The 15,401-nt window shown below is 65.7% G+C and carries 12 protein-coding genes; 7 read left to right on the forward strand and 5 right to left on the reverse strand.

The features are described 5' to 3' along the window. Nucleotides 1-29: 29 nt before the first annotated feature. Nucleotides 30-1,256 carry an EAL domain-containing protein gene (locus H4P35_RS12880; protein WP_226849295.1) on the forward strand — a complete coding sequence of 409 codons (1,227 nt, stop codon included), beginning with the start codon at nucleotides 30-32 and terminating at the stop codon, nucleotides 1,254-1,256. A 153-nt stretch (nucleotides 1,257-1,409) separates the two neighbouring features. Next, nucleotides 1,410-2,720 carry a ferric reductase-like transmembrane domain-containing protein gene (locus H4P35_RS12885; RefSeq protein ID WP_226849296.1) on the forward strand — a complete coding sequence of 437 codons (1,311 nt, stop codon included), beginning with the start codon at nucleotides 1,410-1,412 and terminating at the stop codon, nucleotides 2,718-2,720. Nucleotides 2,721-2,724: 4 nt separating this feature from the next. Here H4P35_RS12885 and H4P35_RS12890 read toward each other — a convergent pair whose 3' ends face one another. Together H4P35_RS12890 and H4P35_RS12895 are read right to left on the reverse strand one after the other, a co-directional pair. Beyond that, entirely contained in the window at nucleotides 2,725-4,371 is a 1,647-nt protein-coding gene (locus tag H4P35_RS12890; RefSeq protein WP_226849297.1) for a mucoidy inhibitor MuiA family protein, read from the reverse strand. A gap of 155 nt (nucleotides 4,372-4,526) precedes the next feature. After that, nucleotides 4,527-5,426 carry a LysR family transcriptional regulator gene (locus H4P35_RS12895; RefSeq protein ID WP_056317651.1) on the reverse strand — a complete coding sequence of 300 codons (900 nt, stop codon included), beginning with the start codon at nucleotides 5,424-5,426 and terminating at the stop codon, nucleotides 4,527-4,529. Nucleotides 5,427-5,532: 106 nt separating this feature from the next. Here H4P35_RS12895 and H4P35_RS12900 point away from each other — a divergent pair, with 106 nt between their 5' ends. The 3 genes from H4P35_RS12900 (at nucleotide 5,533) to H4P35_RS12910 (ending at nucleotide 10,404) form a co-directional block, all read left to right on the forward strand. Beyond that, complete coding sequence (locus tag H4P35_RS12900) at nucleotides 5,533-6,813, forward strand: MFS transporter (RefSeq protein ID WP_180099436.1); 1,281 nt, start codon at nucleotides 5,533-5,535, stop codon at nucleotides 6,811-6,813. A 96-nt stretch (nucleotides 6,814-6,909) separates the two neighbouring features. After that, complete coding sequence (locus H4P35_RS12905; protein ID WP_226849298.1) at nucleotides 6,910-9,906, forward strand: GAF domain-containing protein; 2,997 nt, start codon at nucleotides 6,910-6,912, stop codon at nucleotides 9,904-9,906. Between the two features lie 132 nt (nucleotides 9,907-10,038). Next, nucleotides 10,039-10,404: a hypothetical protein gene (locus H4P35_RS12910; protein WP_152384401.1), complete on the forward strand. Its 366-nt coding sequence runs from the start codon at nucleotides 10,039-10,041 to the stop codon at nucleotides 10,402-10,404. 56 nt (nucleotides 10,405-10,460) lie between these two features. On the opposite strand, the gene H4P35_RS12915 is transcribed toward H4P35_RS12910, so the two are convergent. Further along, complete coding sequence (locus tag H4P35_RS12915) at nucleotides 10,461-11,906, reverse strand: RNA polymerase factor sigma-54 (protein ID WP_226849300.1); 1,446 nt, start codon at nucleotides 11,904-11,906, stop codon at nucleotides 10,461-10,463. A gap of 158 nt (nucleotides 11,907-12,064) precedes the next feature. Beyond that, on the reverse strand, nucleotides 12,065-12,985 hold the full coding sequence (locus H4P35_RS12920) for a sigma-54-dependent Fis family transcriptional regulator (RefSeq protein WP_226849464.1): 921 nt from the start codon (nucleotides 12,983-12,985) through the stop codon (nucleotides 12,065-12,067). Between the two features lie 259 nt (nucleotides 12,986-13,244). On the opposite strand from H4P35_RS12920, the gene H4P35_RS12925 reads away from it, so the two are divergent. Further along, nucleotides 13,245-14,630 carry a sigma-54 dependent transcriptional regulator gene (locus H4P35_RS12925; RefSeq protein WP_056317664.1) on the forward strand — a complete coding sequence of 462 codons (1,386 nt, stop codon included), beginning with the start codon at nucleotides 13,245-13,247 and terminating at the stop codon, nucleotides 14,628-14,630. Nucleotides 14,631-14,636: 6 nt separating this feature from the next. On the opposite strand, the gene H4P35_RS12930 is transcribed toward H4P35_RS12925, so the two are convergent. Next, nucleotides 14,637-15,011 carry a hypothetical protein gene (locus H4P35_RS12930; protein ID WP_056317667.1) on the reverse strand — a complete coding sequence of 125 codons (375 nt, stop codon included), beginning with the start codon at nucleotides 15,009-15,011 and terminating at the stop codon, nucleotides 14,637-14,639. A 150-nt stretch (nucleotides 15,012-15,161) separates the two neighbouring features. Here H4P35_RS12930 and H4P35_RS12935 point away from each other — a divergent pair, with 150 nt between their 5' ends. Then, the gene (locus H4P35_RS12935) at nucleotides 15,162-15,377 is read left to right on the forward strand and encodes a hypothetical protein (RefSeq protein WP_226849302.1); all 216 of its coding nucleotides are present in this window, start codon (nucleotides 15,162-15,164) and stop codon (nucleotides 15,375-15,377) included. Nucleotides 15,378-15,401: the final 24 nt, after the last annotated feature.

Raw genomic sequence — 15,401 nt, forward strand, 5'->3', positions numbered from 1 at the left:
TCCGTAGGCACCGTTCAGGACGGTCAGCAATGCCAAAACCCGATGCCGGATCGTCCCGACGGATTCTTCTTGTAGAAGACCATCCCGTCGAACGCGCCTATCTGCAGAATATGTTGCTGGCATTGGGCTACCGCCGCGTGGCGGGCTTGGGAAGCAGCATCGAGGCGGTAGGCGCGATCACGCGCCAATATCATGACGTGCTCATCAGCGACATCGTGATGGGCGAGGGCGACGGCACACGCCTTCCCAACGACCTGCGGCGGCTGGTGGATGCCGGGCGCTTGAAGAGCATGCCGCCGATCATCTGGATCAGCAGCCTGAGCGACGAATTGCTTCAGTCGCATGTGCGGTTGGCCCTGCAGGCCGGTTGCCCCTCCGCGCAGGCGCTCTCAAAGCCCGTGTCGCGCGTGGCGATGCAGCAGGCCATCAAGAATGCGCTGCGCAGCATCGACGACGAGTCGACCTCGCCGGACAAACCCAAGTCCGTGCGGCGCGAGGTGATGGAGGCGGCGCTGAGCCAGGCGCTGCTGTCGGGCACCAACATGAGCGTGGTGCTGCAACCCCAGATCAGCCTGTCGACCGGGCGTGTGGTGGCGGCCGAAGCGTTGTCGCGCTGGGTGGATCCGAAGTTGGGCGCGATCTCGGCGGCGGACTTCGTGCCTGCGGCGCATCGGCTGGGCATGGACCGCATGTTGTTCAGCCGTGTCACCGACCGCGTGCTGGAGGTGTTGCGCCGGCTGCAGGACGCGGATGTCGCGGTGCCGATCGCGATCAACGCGTCGGCCTCCACGCTGTGCTCGCGTGACCTGCCCGGCCTGCTGGAGCAGAAGGTGGGGCAGGCGGGGCTGCCGGCCCGTCTGATCAAGGTCGAACTTACCGAAGACGAGCCCGTGACCGACTGGCTGGCGCTGTCGTCCACGCTGAACCTGTTGCGCGTGCGCGGCTTCGAGCTGGCGATGGACGACTTTGGCGCGGGCATCGCCTCCATGCGCCTGTTCTCGGCCATGCCCTTCAACGAACTGAAGATCGACCGGGACTTCATCGTCCACATGCACCGCGAGCCTGCCTCGCGTGCCGTCGTGGCGGCGGCGATCGAAATGGGGCGGGTGCTGGGCCGGCGCGTGGTCGCCGAAGGGGTGGAGCAGGAGCGCGACGTGCAGCTGCTTCGCGAACTGGGATGCGACCTGGCGCAGGGCTATGGGATTTCGATGCCGTTGTCCCCGGACGAATTCATCGAGTATTGCCGCGCGCATTGAGCGCGGGCGGCGCGGCATTTTTTGCCGGGATGGGCTTGATTCCCGTCAAAGGACGGCTCAGGTACGCGAAATGGCGGCGCTGAGCGAAACTACCATTATGTCTGCGGCCTGTCTCGGTTCGGCACGGCCGCCGATTTACTGGGAGCGATGCCAATGCGCCGAATCCTTTTCACGATCCTAGCCGTCAGCGTCCTGGCCTGGGCGCTCGCCTTGCGGCTGCAGCCGCCCGCCGCCTTCAACGTATGGACGTGGCGCGACCAACTGATTTTGCTGACCGGTTTGGCGGCTTATGTGCTGATGGCGCTCATCATGCTGCTGTCGGTCAGGCCGGTCTGGCTGGAAAAGCGGCTGGATGGCCTGGACAAGATGTACCGGCTGCACAAGTGGTGCGGCATCCTGGCCACCGCGCTGGCGGCGGCGCACTACCTCATCAAACTCGCCAAGCCGCTGCTGCTGGCCATCTTCGATCCGGTTCCCAAGACGCCCCGCGCCGCGGCCATGCTGGACATGTTCCGGGGATCGGCCAAGGATCTGGGCGAATACGCCGTCTGGATCCTGGTGGCGATGGTGCTGTTGACGCTGTGGCGCCGGTTCCCGTACCACGTGTGGCGCCAGGTCCATCGCATTGCCGCCGTGATCTTCCTGGTGGCGGCGTTTCATGGCGTCGTGCTCACGCCCGCCGCGTGGTGGTCGCAGCCGGCGGGGTGGCTGGTTGGCCTTGCGACCGCGGTCGGATCTGTCTGCGCGGTCATGGCGCTGACGGGCCGCATCGGGCGGGCGCGCCGCTACAAGGGCACCGTGCTGGAGTTGCAGCATCTGTCGGATGACATCCTGCGCGTGACCTGTCGTGTCCAGGGCGATTGGCATCACCGCGCCGGCCAGTTCGCCTTCCTGACCGCGGATCGCAAGGAAGGCGCGCACCCCTTCACGGTGTCGGGCGCCGATGATGGCTCGGGCAGGGTGCAGTTTTCGATCAAGGCGCTTGGCGATTACACGCGGCGCCTGCAGAAAAGCCTGGCGGCCGGGCAGGCGGTGACCATTGAAGGGCCATACGGCTGTTTCGACTTTCGCCGGGACGAGGGCCGCCGGCAGATCTGGGTGGGCGCGGGCATCGGCGTGACGCCCTTCATTTCATGGCTTGAGGCCTTGCAGACGCGGCCCGCGGACGCGCCCGACGCGACCTTGTATTACTGCGCCCGCAATGCGGCCGATGCGCCTTTCGCCGACCGGTTGCGCCAGTTGTGCGCGCGCGTTCCAAGCGTGAAATTGGACGTGCGCTACAGCGACGAGCATCGGCCCTTGACGGCTGCCGAGCTGGCGCAGGCCAAACAGGAAGGGACGCCCTGGCCAAGTGTCTGGTTCTGCGGTCCCACGGGCTTTGCCGACGCGCTGAAAGACGGCTTGCACCGGCGGGGCATGCCGGTGCGGCAACTGTTCCACCAGGAGGCCTTCCAGATGCGCTAGCGCGTCAAAGGCCGGACACGTCGATATCACCCGGGTAGTCCACCGAGAACTTCAACACCGTCTCGCGCGACTTGCCCGGCTCCAGCTCCCAGTCCCACACCAGCTTGCCGTCCTCTTCGCGCTTGATGTCGCGGTCGGCGGGCGACAGCAGCTTGACCACGATTTTGTCGTTGCGCGAGATGGGCAGGTGATCCTTGAAGGTCACCTGCTCCTTGGTCGACTTGTTGTTCTTGACGGTGATCTTGTACTCGTAGGTGACACGCTTGCCGCTGCCCGAAAAGCCGGTGCTCTCGGTGTAGCGGTTGACCAGCTGGCGCTTGATGGAGATGCCCTCGTCCGCGCCCAGCGCCAGCTCCAGCTTTTCGCCGGGCATGACCGCTTTCAAGGCGCCCGTGGCGACAAACGCATCGTCCAGGAAGGTATTGAGCGGACCCGCCAGGAACGGAAAGTCGGTGTTGTTGCTGGCCTGCGCGGTCAGGTAGACGGTTTCGCGCAGTGCGGGCGTGGATTGGTATTGCAAGGTGGCCGGCAGCTTGGCGGTGGCGATGGCAACACGCTGCGTGGTGTTGTCCGACAGCAGCGTTGCCGGGTTCTGGATCTGGAATGACGCGCTGGTTGCCGCATTCTGGACCTGGGCCGTGGACAGCTCGATGGCCTCGGGTTGCGGCTCCGGCAACATGGCGCTGTCTTCCATCGCGCGGCCGCGCGGCGCGCGCTTGGCGTGCATCTCGGCCTGGACGGCAGCAGGGGCCGGCGCGGCGGCGGGACGGGGCGGCGGGGGAGGGGCGGCCACGTCGATGATCCACGGGCGCAGCGTGGGCGCGCCGCCGCCCAGCGACGGCCGGGCCGTGGACAGCGTCAGCTTCACGTTGTTCCAGTCTTCGCCGGTGTTCTGGCGGATGACACCGAAGTAGCCAAGGTCCACCTGACGATCGGCCGGACGCAGCCGCGCATCATAGGCGGGCGTCCACCGCGCGCCCGACACGGCATACGACAGCGCGAGGTCCAGCTTGCCGGCGCGCGCCATGCCAACGCGCAAGGCGACCTTCTTGGTGCGCCGGCCCGCCTCGCCGCGGACCTGGCCAAGCTGGGTTTGCAGCGCCGTCATCTCGCGCTCCAGCGCGGTTTTCTGTTCGGCGACGCGGCGCAGGCCCGCCAGCGTCGTGGCCAGCGACTCGGCGCTGAGCGTCTGGATCGCCTTGAGTTCATCCATGGTGATTCGGGCCCCGTCCTTGGCCGGTTCCGTGGCGCCGCGCTGCATCATCAGAATGAGTTCGCGCTGGTTGTCGAGCACCGCGGCTTCGTCGTCGAGCGCGGCTTGCCGGGCAGTTAATCTGTCGAGTTGCGCTTCGATCGACCGCACGCGTTCGTTGGCGGTGTCGGTCTGGTAGACGTCGCTGACCTTGACGTCCAGCAGCGTCGCCTGGCCGGTGCTCTTGGCGGACACCTGCAGCGAGTTTTCCTGCAGCGAGGCCGGCAGGTTGTCCAGGATCAGTTCGTGTTCGCCGGCGGCCAGGTCGCTGCTGGCGGCGCGGGTGACGACCGCGCGGTCCTGGTAGACCGTGACCGCGCCGATGGCGGAGGGCAGCGCGGCGGCAGCGGCGAAGCCGGGAATCGTTGCAAAGGCCAGGGCCAGAAGGGTACGTCTCACGGGGTCACCTTTGAAAAGTTGGGCGCGGCCGGCATCGCGGATTCCAGGGGACGCATCGCCAGCACGCGCGAGAGTCTAGTCCCAGCCCCTCGCCGCAGGTTTACAGAAAATGACAAACGCGACAGGCCGATACGGCAATCCCCCGGGCCCGGGTTTCATTCCCGCTCGGGATGCGCCAGCCGGCGCAGCATACCAACGGCGTTTTCGGCGGCTACCGAGCGGTCATGGCGGCGGTAAGCCATGTCCAGCAGCGCGTGGGGCGCATCGCCCTTGATGGGACGGTATTCGATGCCCTGGGCGCCCATGTGCCGCATCGCGGCGGGCACGATGGAGATACCCACGCCAGCCGCCACCAGGCTCACGATCGACGCCATCTGCGGCGCTTCCTGAATGACGCGCGGGGCAAAGCCGGCGCGCTGGCAGGCGGACTGGATGGCGTCGTACAGGCCCGCGCCGATGGGCCGCGGATAAAGCACGAAGTCCTCCTCGGCCAGCGCGGCGATCGGGACCGCGCGCTTCCGGCTGAGCGGATGGTCCGGCGGCAGGGCGATCAGCATGGGCTCATCGAGCACCCGCTCCGATTCGAATTCGGCGTCCAGCACATAGGGCGGGCGGACAAAGGCCACGTCCACGTCGCCCGCGCGCAGGCCTCGCAGCAGCGTGACGGTATTGCTTTCGGTGAGCGTGATGCGCACGTCCGGATAGCGGTCGCGAAAAGCGCGGATGGCCCGGGGCAGGTAGGGATGAAAGACGGCCGACGCGGTAAAGCCGACCGTGATGGCGCCGCGTTCGCCGCGCCCCAGCCGCCTGGCCATATCGACGGCGCGGTCGGCGCTGGCCAGGATGGCGCGGGCGTCGTCCAGAAATTGCACGCCGGCTTCGGTCAGCGCGATGCCGCGCGGCAGGCGCAGAAAGAGCGGCGTGCCGATCTCGCGCTCCAATTGCTGGATCTGCTGGCTGAGCGGGGGCTGGCCGATGCCCAGGCGGGCGGCCGCGCGCGTGAAGTGCAGTTCCTCGGCGACGGCGGTGAAATACCGCAAGTGACGCAGTTCCATCGGTTTTAAATATAGACAGGAGCGGTTTCATATATTGGACATATGCAGGGGAAATGTCTACCTTGTTCTCCACGGGCTCCTGCCCGGGTGTTTTTCGAGAATCCTGATGTCTACCCCTTCTGCAAGTCACGCAACAGACCCCGGCGTATCGGCGCCGGCGTATCTGGCGCGCGGCACGCCGGGTCTGCGCCGCGCCCAATGGGCGCTCTTCGCCGCCGGCTTTTCCACGTTTTCGCTGTTGTATTGCGTGCAGCCGCTGATGCCGCTGTTCACCCAGGCTTTCCATGTTTCGCCCGCGCAGAGCAGCCTGGTGCTGTCGCTGTGCACGGGCTTGCTGGCCATCGCCATTTTCTTTGTCGGCCTGTTTTCGGCCGCGCTGCCGCGCAAGCGCGTCATGGCGTGGTCGCTGTTCGCGTCTGCCATTCTTGGCACCATTGCGGCGGTCGCGCCGGACTGGCAGAGCCTGCTGGCCCTGCGCGCCTTGCAAGGGGTGGCGATGGGCGGGGTGCCGGCCGTGGCCATGGCCTATCTGGCCGAGGAGGTCGAACCAGGCACGCTGGGCTTTGCGATGGGGCTGTACATCAGCGGCAGCGCGTTTGGCGGGCTGTCGGGACGGGTGATCACCGGCCTGGTGTCCGATCACTTCGGGTGGCGCGCGGCGATGGGAACGCTGGGACTGCTGGGCATCGTCGCGGCCGTGCTGTTCCTGTGGCTCCTGCCGGCGTCGCGCCGCTTCACGCCGCGGCGCGGCCAAGGGTGGGCAGGCGTCTGGTCGGACGTGCGGGCCGGCGCCGGCGCGCACTTGAAGAATGGGCCGCTGTGCGCACTGTTCGCCATGGGCGGGCTGCTGATGGGCGCTTTCGTGGCCGTCTACAACTATGTCGGCTTCCGGCTGTTGCTCCCGCCGTTCTCGCTTAGCCAGACCTTCATCGGCTTCATCTTCGTCGTCTACCTGGTGGGCATCTTCGCATCCACGTGGTTCGGCCGCCTGGCCGACCGCCATGGGCGCGGCGCGATGCTGTCCGCCGCGTCGGGGCTTGCGCTGGCCGGTCTGGTGCTGACGCTCTCGGATTCGCTGCCTGTGCTGGTCGCGGGCATCGTGGTCTTCACGTTCGGCTTTTTTGCCGCCCATGCCGTCGCAAGCGGCTGGGTGGGTCAGTTGGCACGAGGCTACAAGGCGCTGGCCGCCTCGTTGTACCTGCTGGTCTATTACGTGGGGTCCAGCGTCCTGGGCGCGCTGGGCGGCCAATTCTGGACGGTTGGCGGTTGGCACGGCGTAGCGGCGATGGCCGGCGGCCTGCTGGCGGCCGCACTGACGATCAGCGCGGGCCTTGCCTGGCGCACGGGGCGCCGTGACCCGGCGGCAGGGGTGGCGGGGCCCGCCTGACCGCCTCATTTTTCCAGGAAGGGTAGCCTCGCGTTACGCAGGGTTGCCCCAGGCGGGTCCCTATCGCGTACATTCCGTATTGCGATAGGGGGAAACATGCTGACCAAGCAAGACCGCGTGTCCCTGCCATGGACCGACACGCTAGCTCGTCTTGAAGACGAACGCATCATGCTGGAGCGAATCGCTGCCGGCGTGCCGCTCCAGCAGGTGCTAGAACATGTGCTTCACGCCATCGAGGCCCAATCGAGCGTGAAACTTCGCGCGTCCATCGCGCTTGTGGACGACAAGGGGGGCAGGCTGGAGCATGGCGCCGCGCCCAGCCTGCCGGATGAATTCAACGCTGCGGTAAGCGGGATGATGATCGGGCCCGAGGCCGGCCCCTGGGGCGCTGCGGCGCATTCGGGCTGCCCGGTCTACGTGGAAGACATTTCCCGGGATCCTCGCTGGGCCGCATGGCGCGACGTGGCGGCGGCGCACGGCCTGCGTGCCTGTTGGTCGACCCCGATCAAGGCGCCGGACGGGCGGCTGCTGGGCGTGTTCTCCAACTATTACGACGAAAGCCGCCTGCCGTCGGCACACGACATCGACGCCATTGCGCTCGTCACGCGTAGCGCCGCCCTGGCCATCGAACGGCATCTGCTCGACGTGGCCTTGCGCCGCAGCGGCGACCGCTGGCGCGCCATGTTCGAGGGCATGCAGGAGGCATTCTTCCTGGCCGAGGCCTTGCGCGGCGAGGATGGCCGCATTGCCGACTTCCGCTTTCTTGAAGTGAACCCGGCCTTCGAACGCCAGAGCGGCATGCGGGAAGGCGACACGCTGGGTCATACGCTGCGTGAAATGATTCCGGGCGTACCCAGCCAGATTCTGGATACGTTCGCCCAGGTCGTGGAAACGGGCGAGCCGACCCAGTTTGAATTTGCCGTTCCCGCGCCCAACGATGCGTGGTACGAAGCGCGGGCGCGCAAGGAAGGTCCCGACCGGATCATGGCGCTTTTCCTGGACGTCTCCGCGCGCAAGGCCGCCGAGACCGAGCTGTGGGAAGGCCAGCATCGCAAGAATTTCCTGCTGGCGCTGGGCGACCGCATGCGAGAACTGCATCTTCAGGCCGCGATCGAGGAGACCGCCTGCGCGGGGCTGGGGCAGCACCTGTCGCTGGGCCTGGTGGCAGTTCTGGATTGGGCCGGCGACGGCGCGGCGCCCGTCGTGTCCACGTCCTGGCAGTCCGACGTGTACGTGGCGCGCCAGGAGCCGCTGGCGACAGAACAATTGGGCGACGACTTTTTTGAGGCAGTGCGCAACGGGCGCACCACCTACCTGCAGCCGCTGGTGGCGCAAGAGGGCGGCGACGTCCGGCCGTCGGCCATCGTGGTGCCGATGCGCCGCTGGGCGCGGCAGGGCGGCGCGCTGGTGGTCCGCCCCTTGTCCAGCAGCCGGCTCAAGCCCGCGGATCTGGCCTTCATCGAGGAAGTGGCCGAACGGATGTGCGATGCCGTCGAGCGGTCTCAGTATGCGCGCATGCTGGAGCAGCGGGTCGAGCACGCCATCGCCGAGCGGGACCGCATCTGGCGGATGTCGCCCGAACTGCTTGCGGTCATCGATGGCCGCGGCAGGTTTGCCAGCGTGAATCCCGCCGTGCAAACCATCCTGGGCTGGAACCCCGACCAGTTCCTGTCGATGGGACTGTCAGAGCTGATCCACCCCGATGACCTGGAGGCGACGCGCGCGGCCTGGTCGCCGCACACCAAGGCGAACGGCGCGCAACCTGCCCGGCACGTGGAAAACCGGGTATTGCGGCGCGAAGGCGGCTACAGCTGGATCACATGGAGCATGTCGTGGTCCGAGAACAGCCTGTATGTGGCCGGGCGCGACGATTCGGACCTGAAGGCGCAGGCCGAAGCCCTGGCCGACACCGAGAATGCGCTGCGCCAGGCGCAGAAGATGGAAGCGGTGGGACGCTTGACGGGCGGTATCGCGCACGATTTCAACAACATGCTCCAGGGGATCACGGGCGCGTTGTATCTGGTGCAGCGCAAGCTGACTGCCGGCGTGCCGGAACAGGCGCAGCGTTTCATCACCGTGGCCATGGATTCGGCGAACCGGGCCGCGCATCTGACGCAGCGGCTGCTGACTTTCTCGCGGCGCCAGCCGATCGACCCCAAGCCGTTCAGCGTGGAAGCCACGCTGCATTCCATGACGGACCTGTTTCATCGCTACACCGGCGAGCGTGTGAATCTGGTGTTCGATCTGGAGCCGGGTCTGTGGCCTGTGAACTGCGACCGGAACCAGTTCGAGAACGCAATGCTCAACCTGGTGATCAACGCCTGCGACTCGATGCCGAACGGCGGCGTCTTGACCATTGCCGCGGCGAACACACACCTGGACGCCGCGTCGCTGCGCCAGAACCCGGGTGTAAATCCCGGCGCGTTCGTCGAGGTCACGGTGTCGGACGTGGGATGCGGCATGTCGCCCGACGTGCTGGCGCACGCCTTCGATCCGTTCTTCACGACCAAGCCGCTCGGCGAGGGCACGGGTCTGGGTCTGTCGATGACCTACGGTTTTGCCAAGCAGGCGGGCGGCAGTGCTGTGCTGGAAAGCGCCGAGGGCGTCGGCACGTCGGTTCGCCTCTATCTGCCGCGTCATCAAGGCGTGCCGGAGATGGCGGCCGAAACGCCGCGGGCGACGGGCGCGAAGGCGGCGTCGGCGGGCCAGGCCTTCGTTATCGTCGTGGAAGACGATATGAACGTGCGGGAAATGGTGCGGGAGTCGCTCGTGGACATGGGGCTGCATGTGTTGACGGCCGGCGATGGCGAGGCCGGCCTTGAGCTGGTGACCGCCACGCGCAACCTGAGCCTGCTGGTGACCGATGTGGGCCTGCCCAATTTGAACGGCCGCCAATTGGCCGACGCCGCGCGCGTCGCGCATCCCGGTCTGCGGGTTCTGCTCATGACGGGTTACGCCGAAAGCGCGGCCAGCGCGGGCGGGTTTCTGGAAGAAGGCATGGAACTCATCGTCAAGCCGTTCTCGCTGGATGCGCTGGGCGAGCGCGTGCAGCGGATGCTGGAGGAAAGCGCGGGGCCGCAACGGGCACGCTGAGGGTCAAGTGTTCAAACGCAGGTAAAAAATGCCCCGCATGGAGGACTACCTGTAGGGGAGAAGGCGGGCAGGGGGTCAGGCACGGGGCTTGCGACTAGGTCGGTGCATTTCAACCAAGGAAGGAGCTACGCTATGAAATACCGTGCCATGACCTGCGCGTTTGCTTTGATTGCCGGCGTTGCCACCGCTGGCGGTGCCTATGCCCAGACGACGGGCCGCAGCACCCCCCCGACTTCGCCGTCCACGACGCCGAACGACGGGGCTGCCGTGCCGCCCAATACCAAGGTGCCCCCGGGCCAGATTCCCCCCGCCCCGAACGCCGCGCCCAATACGGGCACGACGCCGCCGAACCTGGACAAGAGCGGTCACATGAAGTCGGACAAGCATGGGTCGGAAATGCCCAATCGCAAGCGTGAGGCCAATGACAACGTGCCGAAGACCCCGGCCGCTGGCGCTACGCCTCCTCCGGGATATCCGAACACGGGCGGCAGCAAGTAAGCAGCCCAACAAAAAGGCTTCCGCAAGGAAGCCTTTTTTTATGGCCGCAGGGCGGATCAGTGCTGGCGGCGCAGCTCGGCGGGCGGCACGCGCAATTGGCCGCGGTACTTCGACACAGTGCGGCGGGCCAGCAGGATGCCGTTGGAGGCCAGTTGCTGCGTCAGTGCCACGTCGGACAGGGGCATTGCAGGGTCTTCGGCGTCCACCATTTCCTTGATGAGCGCACGCACTGCGGCCGCGGAACACGATCCGCCCGACTCCGTGGCCAGTTCACGCGAGAAGAAGTGGCGAAATTCGAAAACGCCGCGCGGCGTGGTCATGTACTTGCTCACGGTCGCGCGCGAGACGGTGGACTCGTGCATATTCAGGTCGTCCGCCACTTCGCGCAGCATGAGCGGGCGCAGCGCCACTTCGCCATATTCAAAGAACATCTGCTGGCGCTTCACGATGGCCTCGGCCACGCGCTGGATCGTGGTGTAGCGCTGTTCCACATTGCGCACCAGCCAACGCGCTTCCTGGAGTTCCTGCGCCATGGGGCTGCGGTCGTCCAGGCGGGCGCGGCGAAAGAGATCCGCATAGGCGCTGTGCAACCGCGCGCGCGGCATGGCGCTGCGATTGGGCAGCACGCGCCAGCGACCCTGCCATTTGTCCACGAAGACATCCGGCACCACGTACACCGGCGCGTCTCCGCTGTAACGGCCGCCGGGCTTGGGGTCCAGACGGCGGATCAGCGCGCAGGCGTCGCGCAGGGCGTCATCGCCACATCCCAGCGCGCGGCGCAGACCGACGTAATCGTTCTTGCCCAGCCGCTCCAGATGTTCCTGGACGATTTTCTGGGCCAGTGCGCGCGCGTCGTCGTCTTCGTCCGGCAGCGCGGCAAGTTGCAGGATCAGGCACTCGCGCAAGTCGCGCGCGGCAATGCCGGGGGCGTCCAGCTGCTGCACCAGGCGCAGCGCCGCCATCCATTCGGATTCCTCCGGAAGCGGGCTGATGTCCTCGTCCGCGGCGGTGCAAAGCGCGGACAGCGGGGTGCGCAGGTAGCCATCGTCGTCCAGCGCGTCGATGATGAACTCCGCTAGCAGGCGATCACGCGGCTGCAGGTGATAGTTGCCCAGTTCGAAGGACAGGCGATCGCGCATCGACACGTTGGCGCAGGCCCATTGGCCCAGATCGCTGTCGCCGCCCGAGGACGTGTGGGTGGGGTAGTCGCCGGAATAGGCGGGCGCGTCGGGCGGGGGCTCGTCACCGTCCGGGCTATCTGAGGCCGCAACGGGTTCCGGCGCGGGCTGTCCTTCCATGTCCGCCGTCTCGCCGCGCACGCCAGGCGCGGCTGGGGCCGCCGACTCGGGCTCCGAATCGTCGGGATCTTCGAGAAAAGGGTTTGAAGCCAGTGCATGCTGCACGGCGGTCGTGAATTCAAGCGCCGACATCTGAAGCAGCTTGACGGACTGTTGCAGACGCGGCGCGAGCGTCATTTGCTGGCGCAGGCGAAGTTCTTGCATGGGGTGGCCCAATCGAGTCTCCTGAAGGGGCAGCCGCCGGAAGGCGGCTCATTCTCCTTCTATACGCAAAGATCGTGCCAGCCTCGTTCACGGGGGCGAAGGCGCCCCGGGAACGCGGCATGCTGAGCCAGTATTACAAACCCGGTGGTAAGAACTGCTCAGGCAGCCTTTTCGGGCTCGTCCTTCTCATAGACATCCAGCCGGTTGTAGAGGGTTTTCAGACTGACCCCGAGCGTCTCGGCGGCCAGTCGTTTGTCGCCCGCATGGTGGGCTAGCGTGGCGAGGATGAATTCGCGTTGGGCGCGGCCCAGCGGCATGCCCACCGGAAAGTTCAGCGAACCGTCGCGAACCTGTGCCTGGTTGGGTCCGCGGTTGCGCGTCGCCAAGTCGGCGTCCAGCTGACTATCGGCCATGATGTACGCGCGCTGGACCACGTTGCGCAATTCGCGCACGTTGCCCGGCCAGTCGTGCGCCTTGATCGCCTCGAGCATGGCCGGCGAAAACGTCTTTTGCGTGCCGTGCTGCGCATTGAGCGTATCCAGGAATTGATGCGCCAGCAGCAGGGCGTCGTCGCCGCGCTCGCGCAGCGGCGGCACGCGCAGCGGGATCACCAGCAGACGGTGCAGGAAGTCCTGGCGCAGGCGGCCATCCGCCACCGAGGCGGCCGGGTCCCGGTTGCTGGCGCAGATGACGCGCACATTGGCGCGCAGCAGATCCGTGCCGCCCACGCGCTGATACGTGCCCACTTCAAGCACGCGCAGAAAATGCACCTGCATGTCCGGCGGCATTTCCGTCACTTCATCCAGAAAGAGGGTGCCGCCGCTTGCGTACTCGAAGTACCCGGCATTTTGCGACACAGCGCCCGTGAAGCTGCCTTTCTCATGGCCGAACAACTCGGCGTGCGCCAGCGATCCGCTGATCGCGCCGCAATTGACGGCGACGAAGGGTTGATCGCGGCGATCGCTCGCCTCGTGGATGGCGCGGGCAACGATTTCCTTGCCGGCCCCACTTTCGCCGATAATGAACACGCTTGCATCGGTAGCCGCGGCAAGTGCGATCTGGTTTCCCAGCTTTCGCATTTGCGGCGACATGCCGCTGGTGTCCGCAAAAACGGAAGTGGGGGAAGGCGCGTTGGCGCGCGTAGCGGTATTTCGACTGGCCATGCTGATTCCTAGTCCCGAAAGCGGGCCTGCAATAATCGCATCGTAGAGGGCGGTCTGCTGTCTGATTGCGACGAGTTGCAAGTATTGGAAAACGTTGTTGGAAACTGGCAGATATTTGCGCCGGCCGACCTCATAGTGACTATTCTGACGGTTATGGAAGGGATACGGAGATAGCATGCCTCACCTGCTTATCGTCGACGACGACGATGCAATACGGGAAACACTGGCCGAAATCGGCCGAGAAAGCGGGTTTTCGGTGGCCCTGGCGGCCAGCGTCAAGGACGCCCTCATCCAGCTCGAACGGCAAGCGCCCGACCTGGTGTTGACGGACGTCCGGCTGCCGGGCGGCAGCGGCATGGACATTTTCAAGAACGTTGCCGTGCACAGCGCAGAAGTGGTGGTGATGACCGGCCACGGTACTGTCGACAACGCCGTGCAGGCCCTGCGCCTGGGTGCGACCGACTATCTGGTCAAGCCCATCTGCATGGAGCGCCTCGAAGAGATCCTGAAGCGGATCATGACCAATTCGGGCGGCGAAATGCCCGGCACCCCGTTTGAAGAACCGGGCCGGTTCGGCAAGCTGTATGGCAAGTCCGAACGGATGCAGACGCTGTATCGTCAGATCGGGCGCGTGGCACCCACCACGGTCACCACCTTGCTGATCGGCGAAAGCGGCACCGGCAAGGAGCTGGCCGCTCACGCCATCCACGAACTCAGCCCGCGCCGGCAGCGGCCGTTCATCGCGGTCAATTGCGGCGCCATCTCGCCCAACCTGATCGAAAGTGAAATGTTCGGGCACGAGCGCGGCAGTTTCACCGGTGCAGACCGCCAACACAAGGGGTACTTCGAGCGCGCCGACGGCGGCACGTTGTTCCTGGACGAAGTCACCGAAATGCCGCTTGACCTGCAGGTCAAGCTGCTCCGTGTGCTGGAAACCGGCCAATTCATGCGCGTGGGCACCAACCGGGAAATTGCGTGCGACATTCGCGTGGTGGCTGCGACCAACCGGAATCCGGAGCAGGCCGTGCAAGAGGGCAAGCTGCGTGAAGACCTGTACTACCGGCTGAGCGTTTTTCCCATCGAGCTGCCGGCGCTACGCGACCGCGGCAGCGACATCCTTTTTCTGGCGCAGCGCTTCCTGCATGCGCTCAACGAAGAATCCGGCAAGAACAAGGACTTTTCGCCCGAAGCGGCTGCCGCGCTCGCGCAGTATGAATGGCCAGGCAACGTCCGCGAGCTGAAGAACTTCGTGCGGCGCGCGTTCATCATGGCCGATGGGGATGTGCTGGATCTGGACATGCTTGTGCCGCAGGTATCGCCAGCTGGCGAGTCGGCCGGCGGGCAAGTCAGCGTGCCGGTTGGCGAGACCTTGGCCGAAGCCGATCGTCGTCTGATCCTGGCCACCCTTGAGCGATGCAATGGGGTCAAGAAACAGGCGGCCGCAGTGTTGGGCATCAGTCCCAAGACGCTCTACAACCGTCTTGAGGAATACGCGGCAGCAGGCTACGTGCTGCCCGGCGAGAATTCCCGGACGGGTGGACCGTCCCGGGAATCCGCCTGACGCCGCTTACTTGTTGAAGCGGGTCTTCAGGTCAGCCATGCAGGCGTCCTTGGCGTTGCCGGACATGGCATCGCACTTTTCCTTGCCGACCTTGTAGTCGGCATCGTTGCGCGTCTTGGCCGCGTCGTGGGAGGCTTCGGCCTTCTCCTTCGCGGCCTTGGCGTCGGCCTTGGCCTTGTCGCGCGTGGCTTCGGCCTGCTTCTGGCAGACGTCCTTGGCATTGCCCTTCATGCCGTCGCATTGCTTTTTGTCCATTTTGTATTGGTTGTCGATCTGATCGTTCGTGCGAACGCCGGTCGTGCCCGTTTGCGCGGAGGCCTGGAAAGCCAGGACGGAAAAGCACAGGGCAAAAGCGGGGCAAATCGTTTTGGACAGATTCATGACTGACTCCTTGGGTAAGTGATCCGGTAGTTGGCGGACCCGACTACCCCTAGAGCAAGTAACGTGCCCAGAATTTCCAGGCATGGCGCTTGCGCAGGAGGAGCGAGGCCATTCGCGATTCACGGATGGCGCGTATCAAGGAGATGATTCATGACGACCCCAGACGATCAGCAGCCCGCCAAGTCCAAGGCCAATACCCCCAAGGACGATACGGAGGCGGCGAACCAGAGCGGTCAGTTTGGCGCGGATAAGCCGACCGAGAACGATCAGCCTTACAAGCGGCATTCGGATAAAACGCCGAACCGCAAGGGGCCGGAGTTTGAAGAGGGCGGGCAGTATCCGGGCAAGCGGCCTGACGGCAATTAATGCGAAAGGCGGGCGAAACGGCTT

This window comes from Achromobacter sp. 77, assembly GCF_020541125.1.
Taxonomy (GTDB): Bacteria; Pseudomonadota; Gammaproteobacteria; order Burkholderiales; family Burkholderiaceae_B; genus Achromobacter; species Achromobacter mucicolens.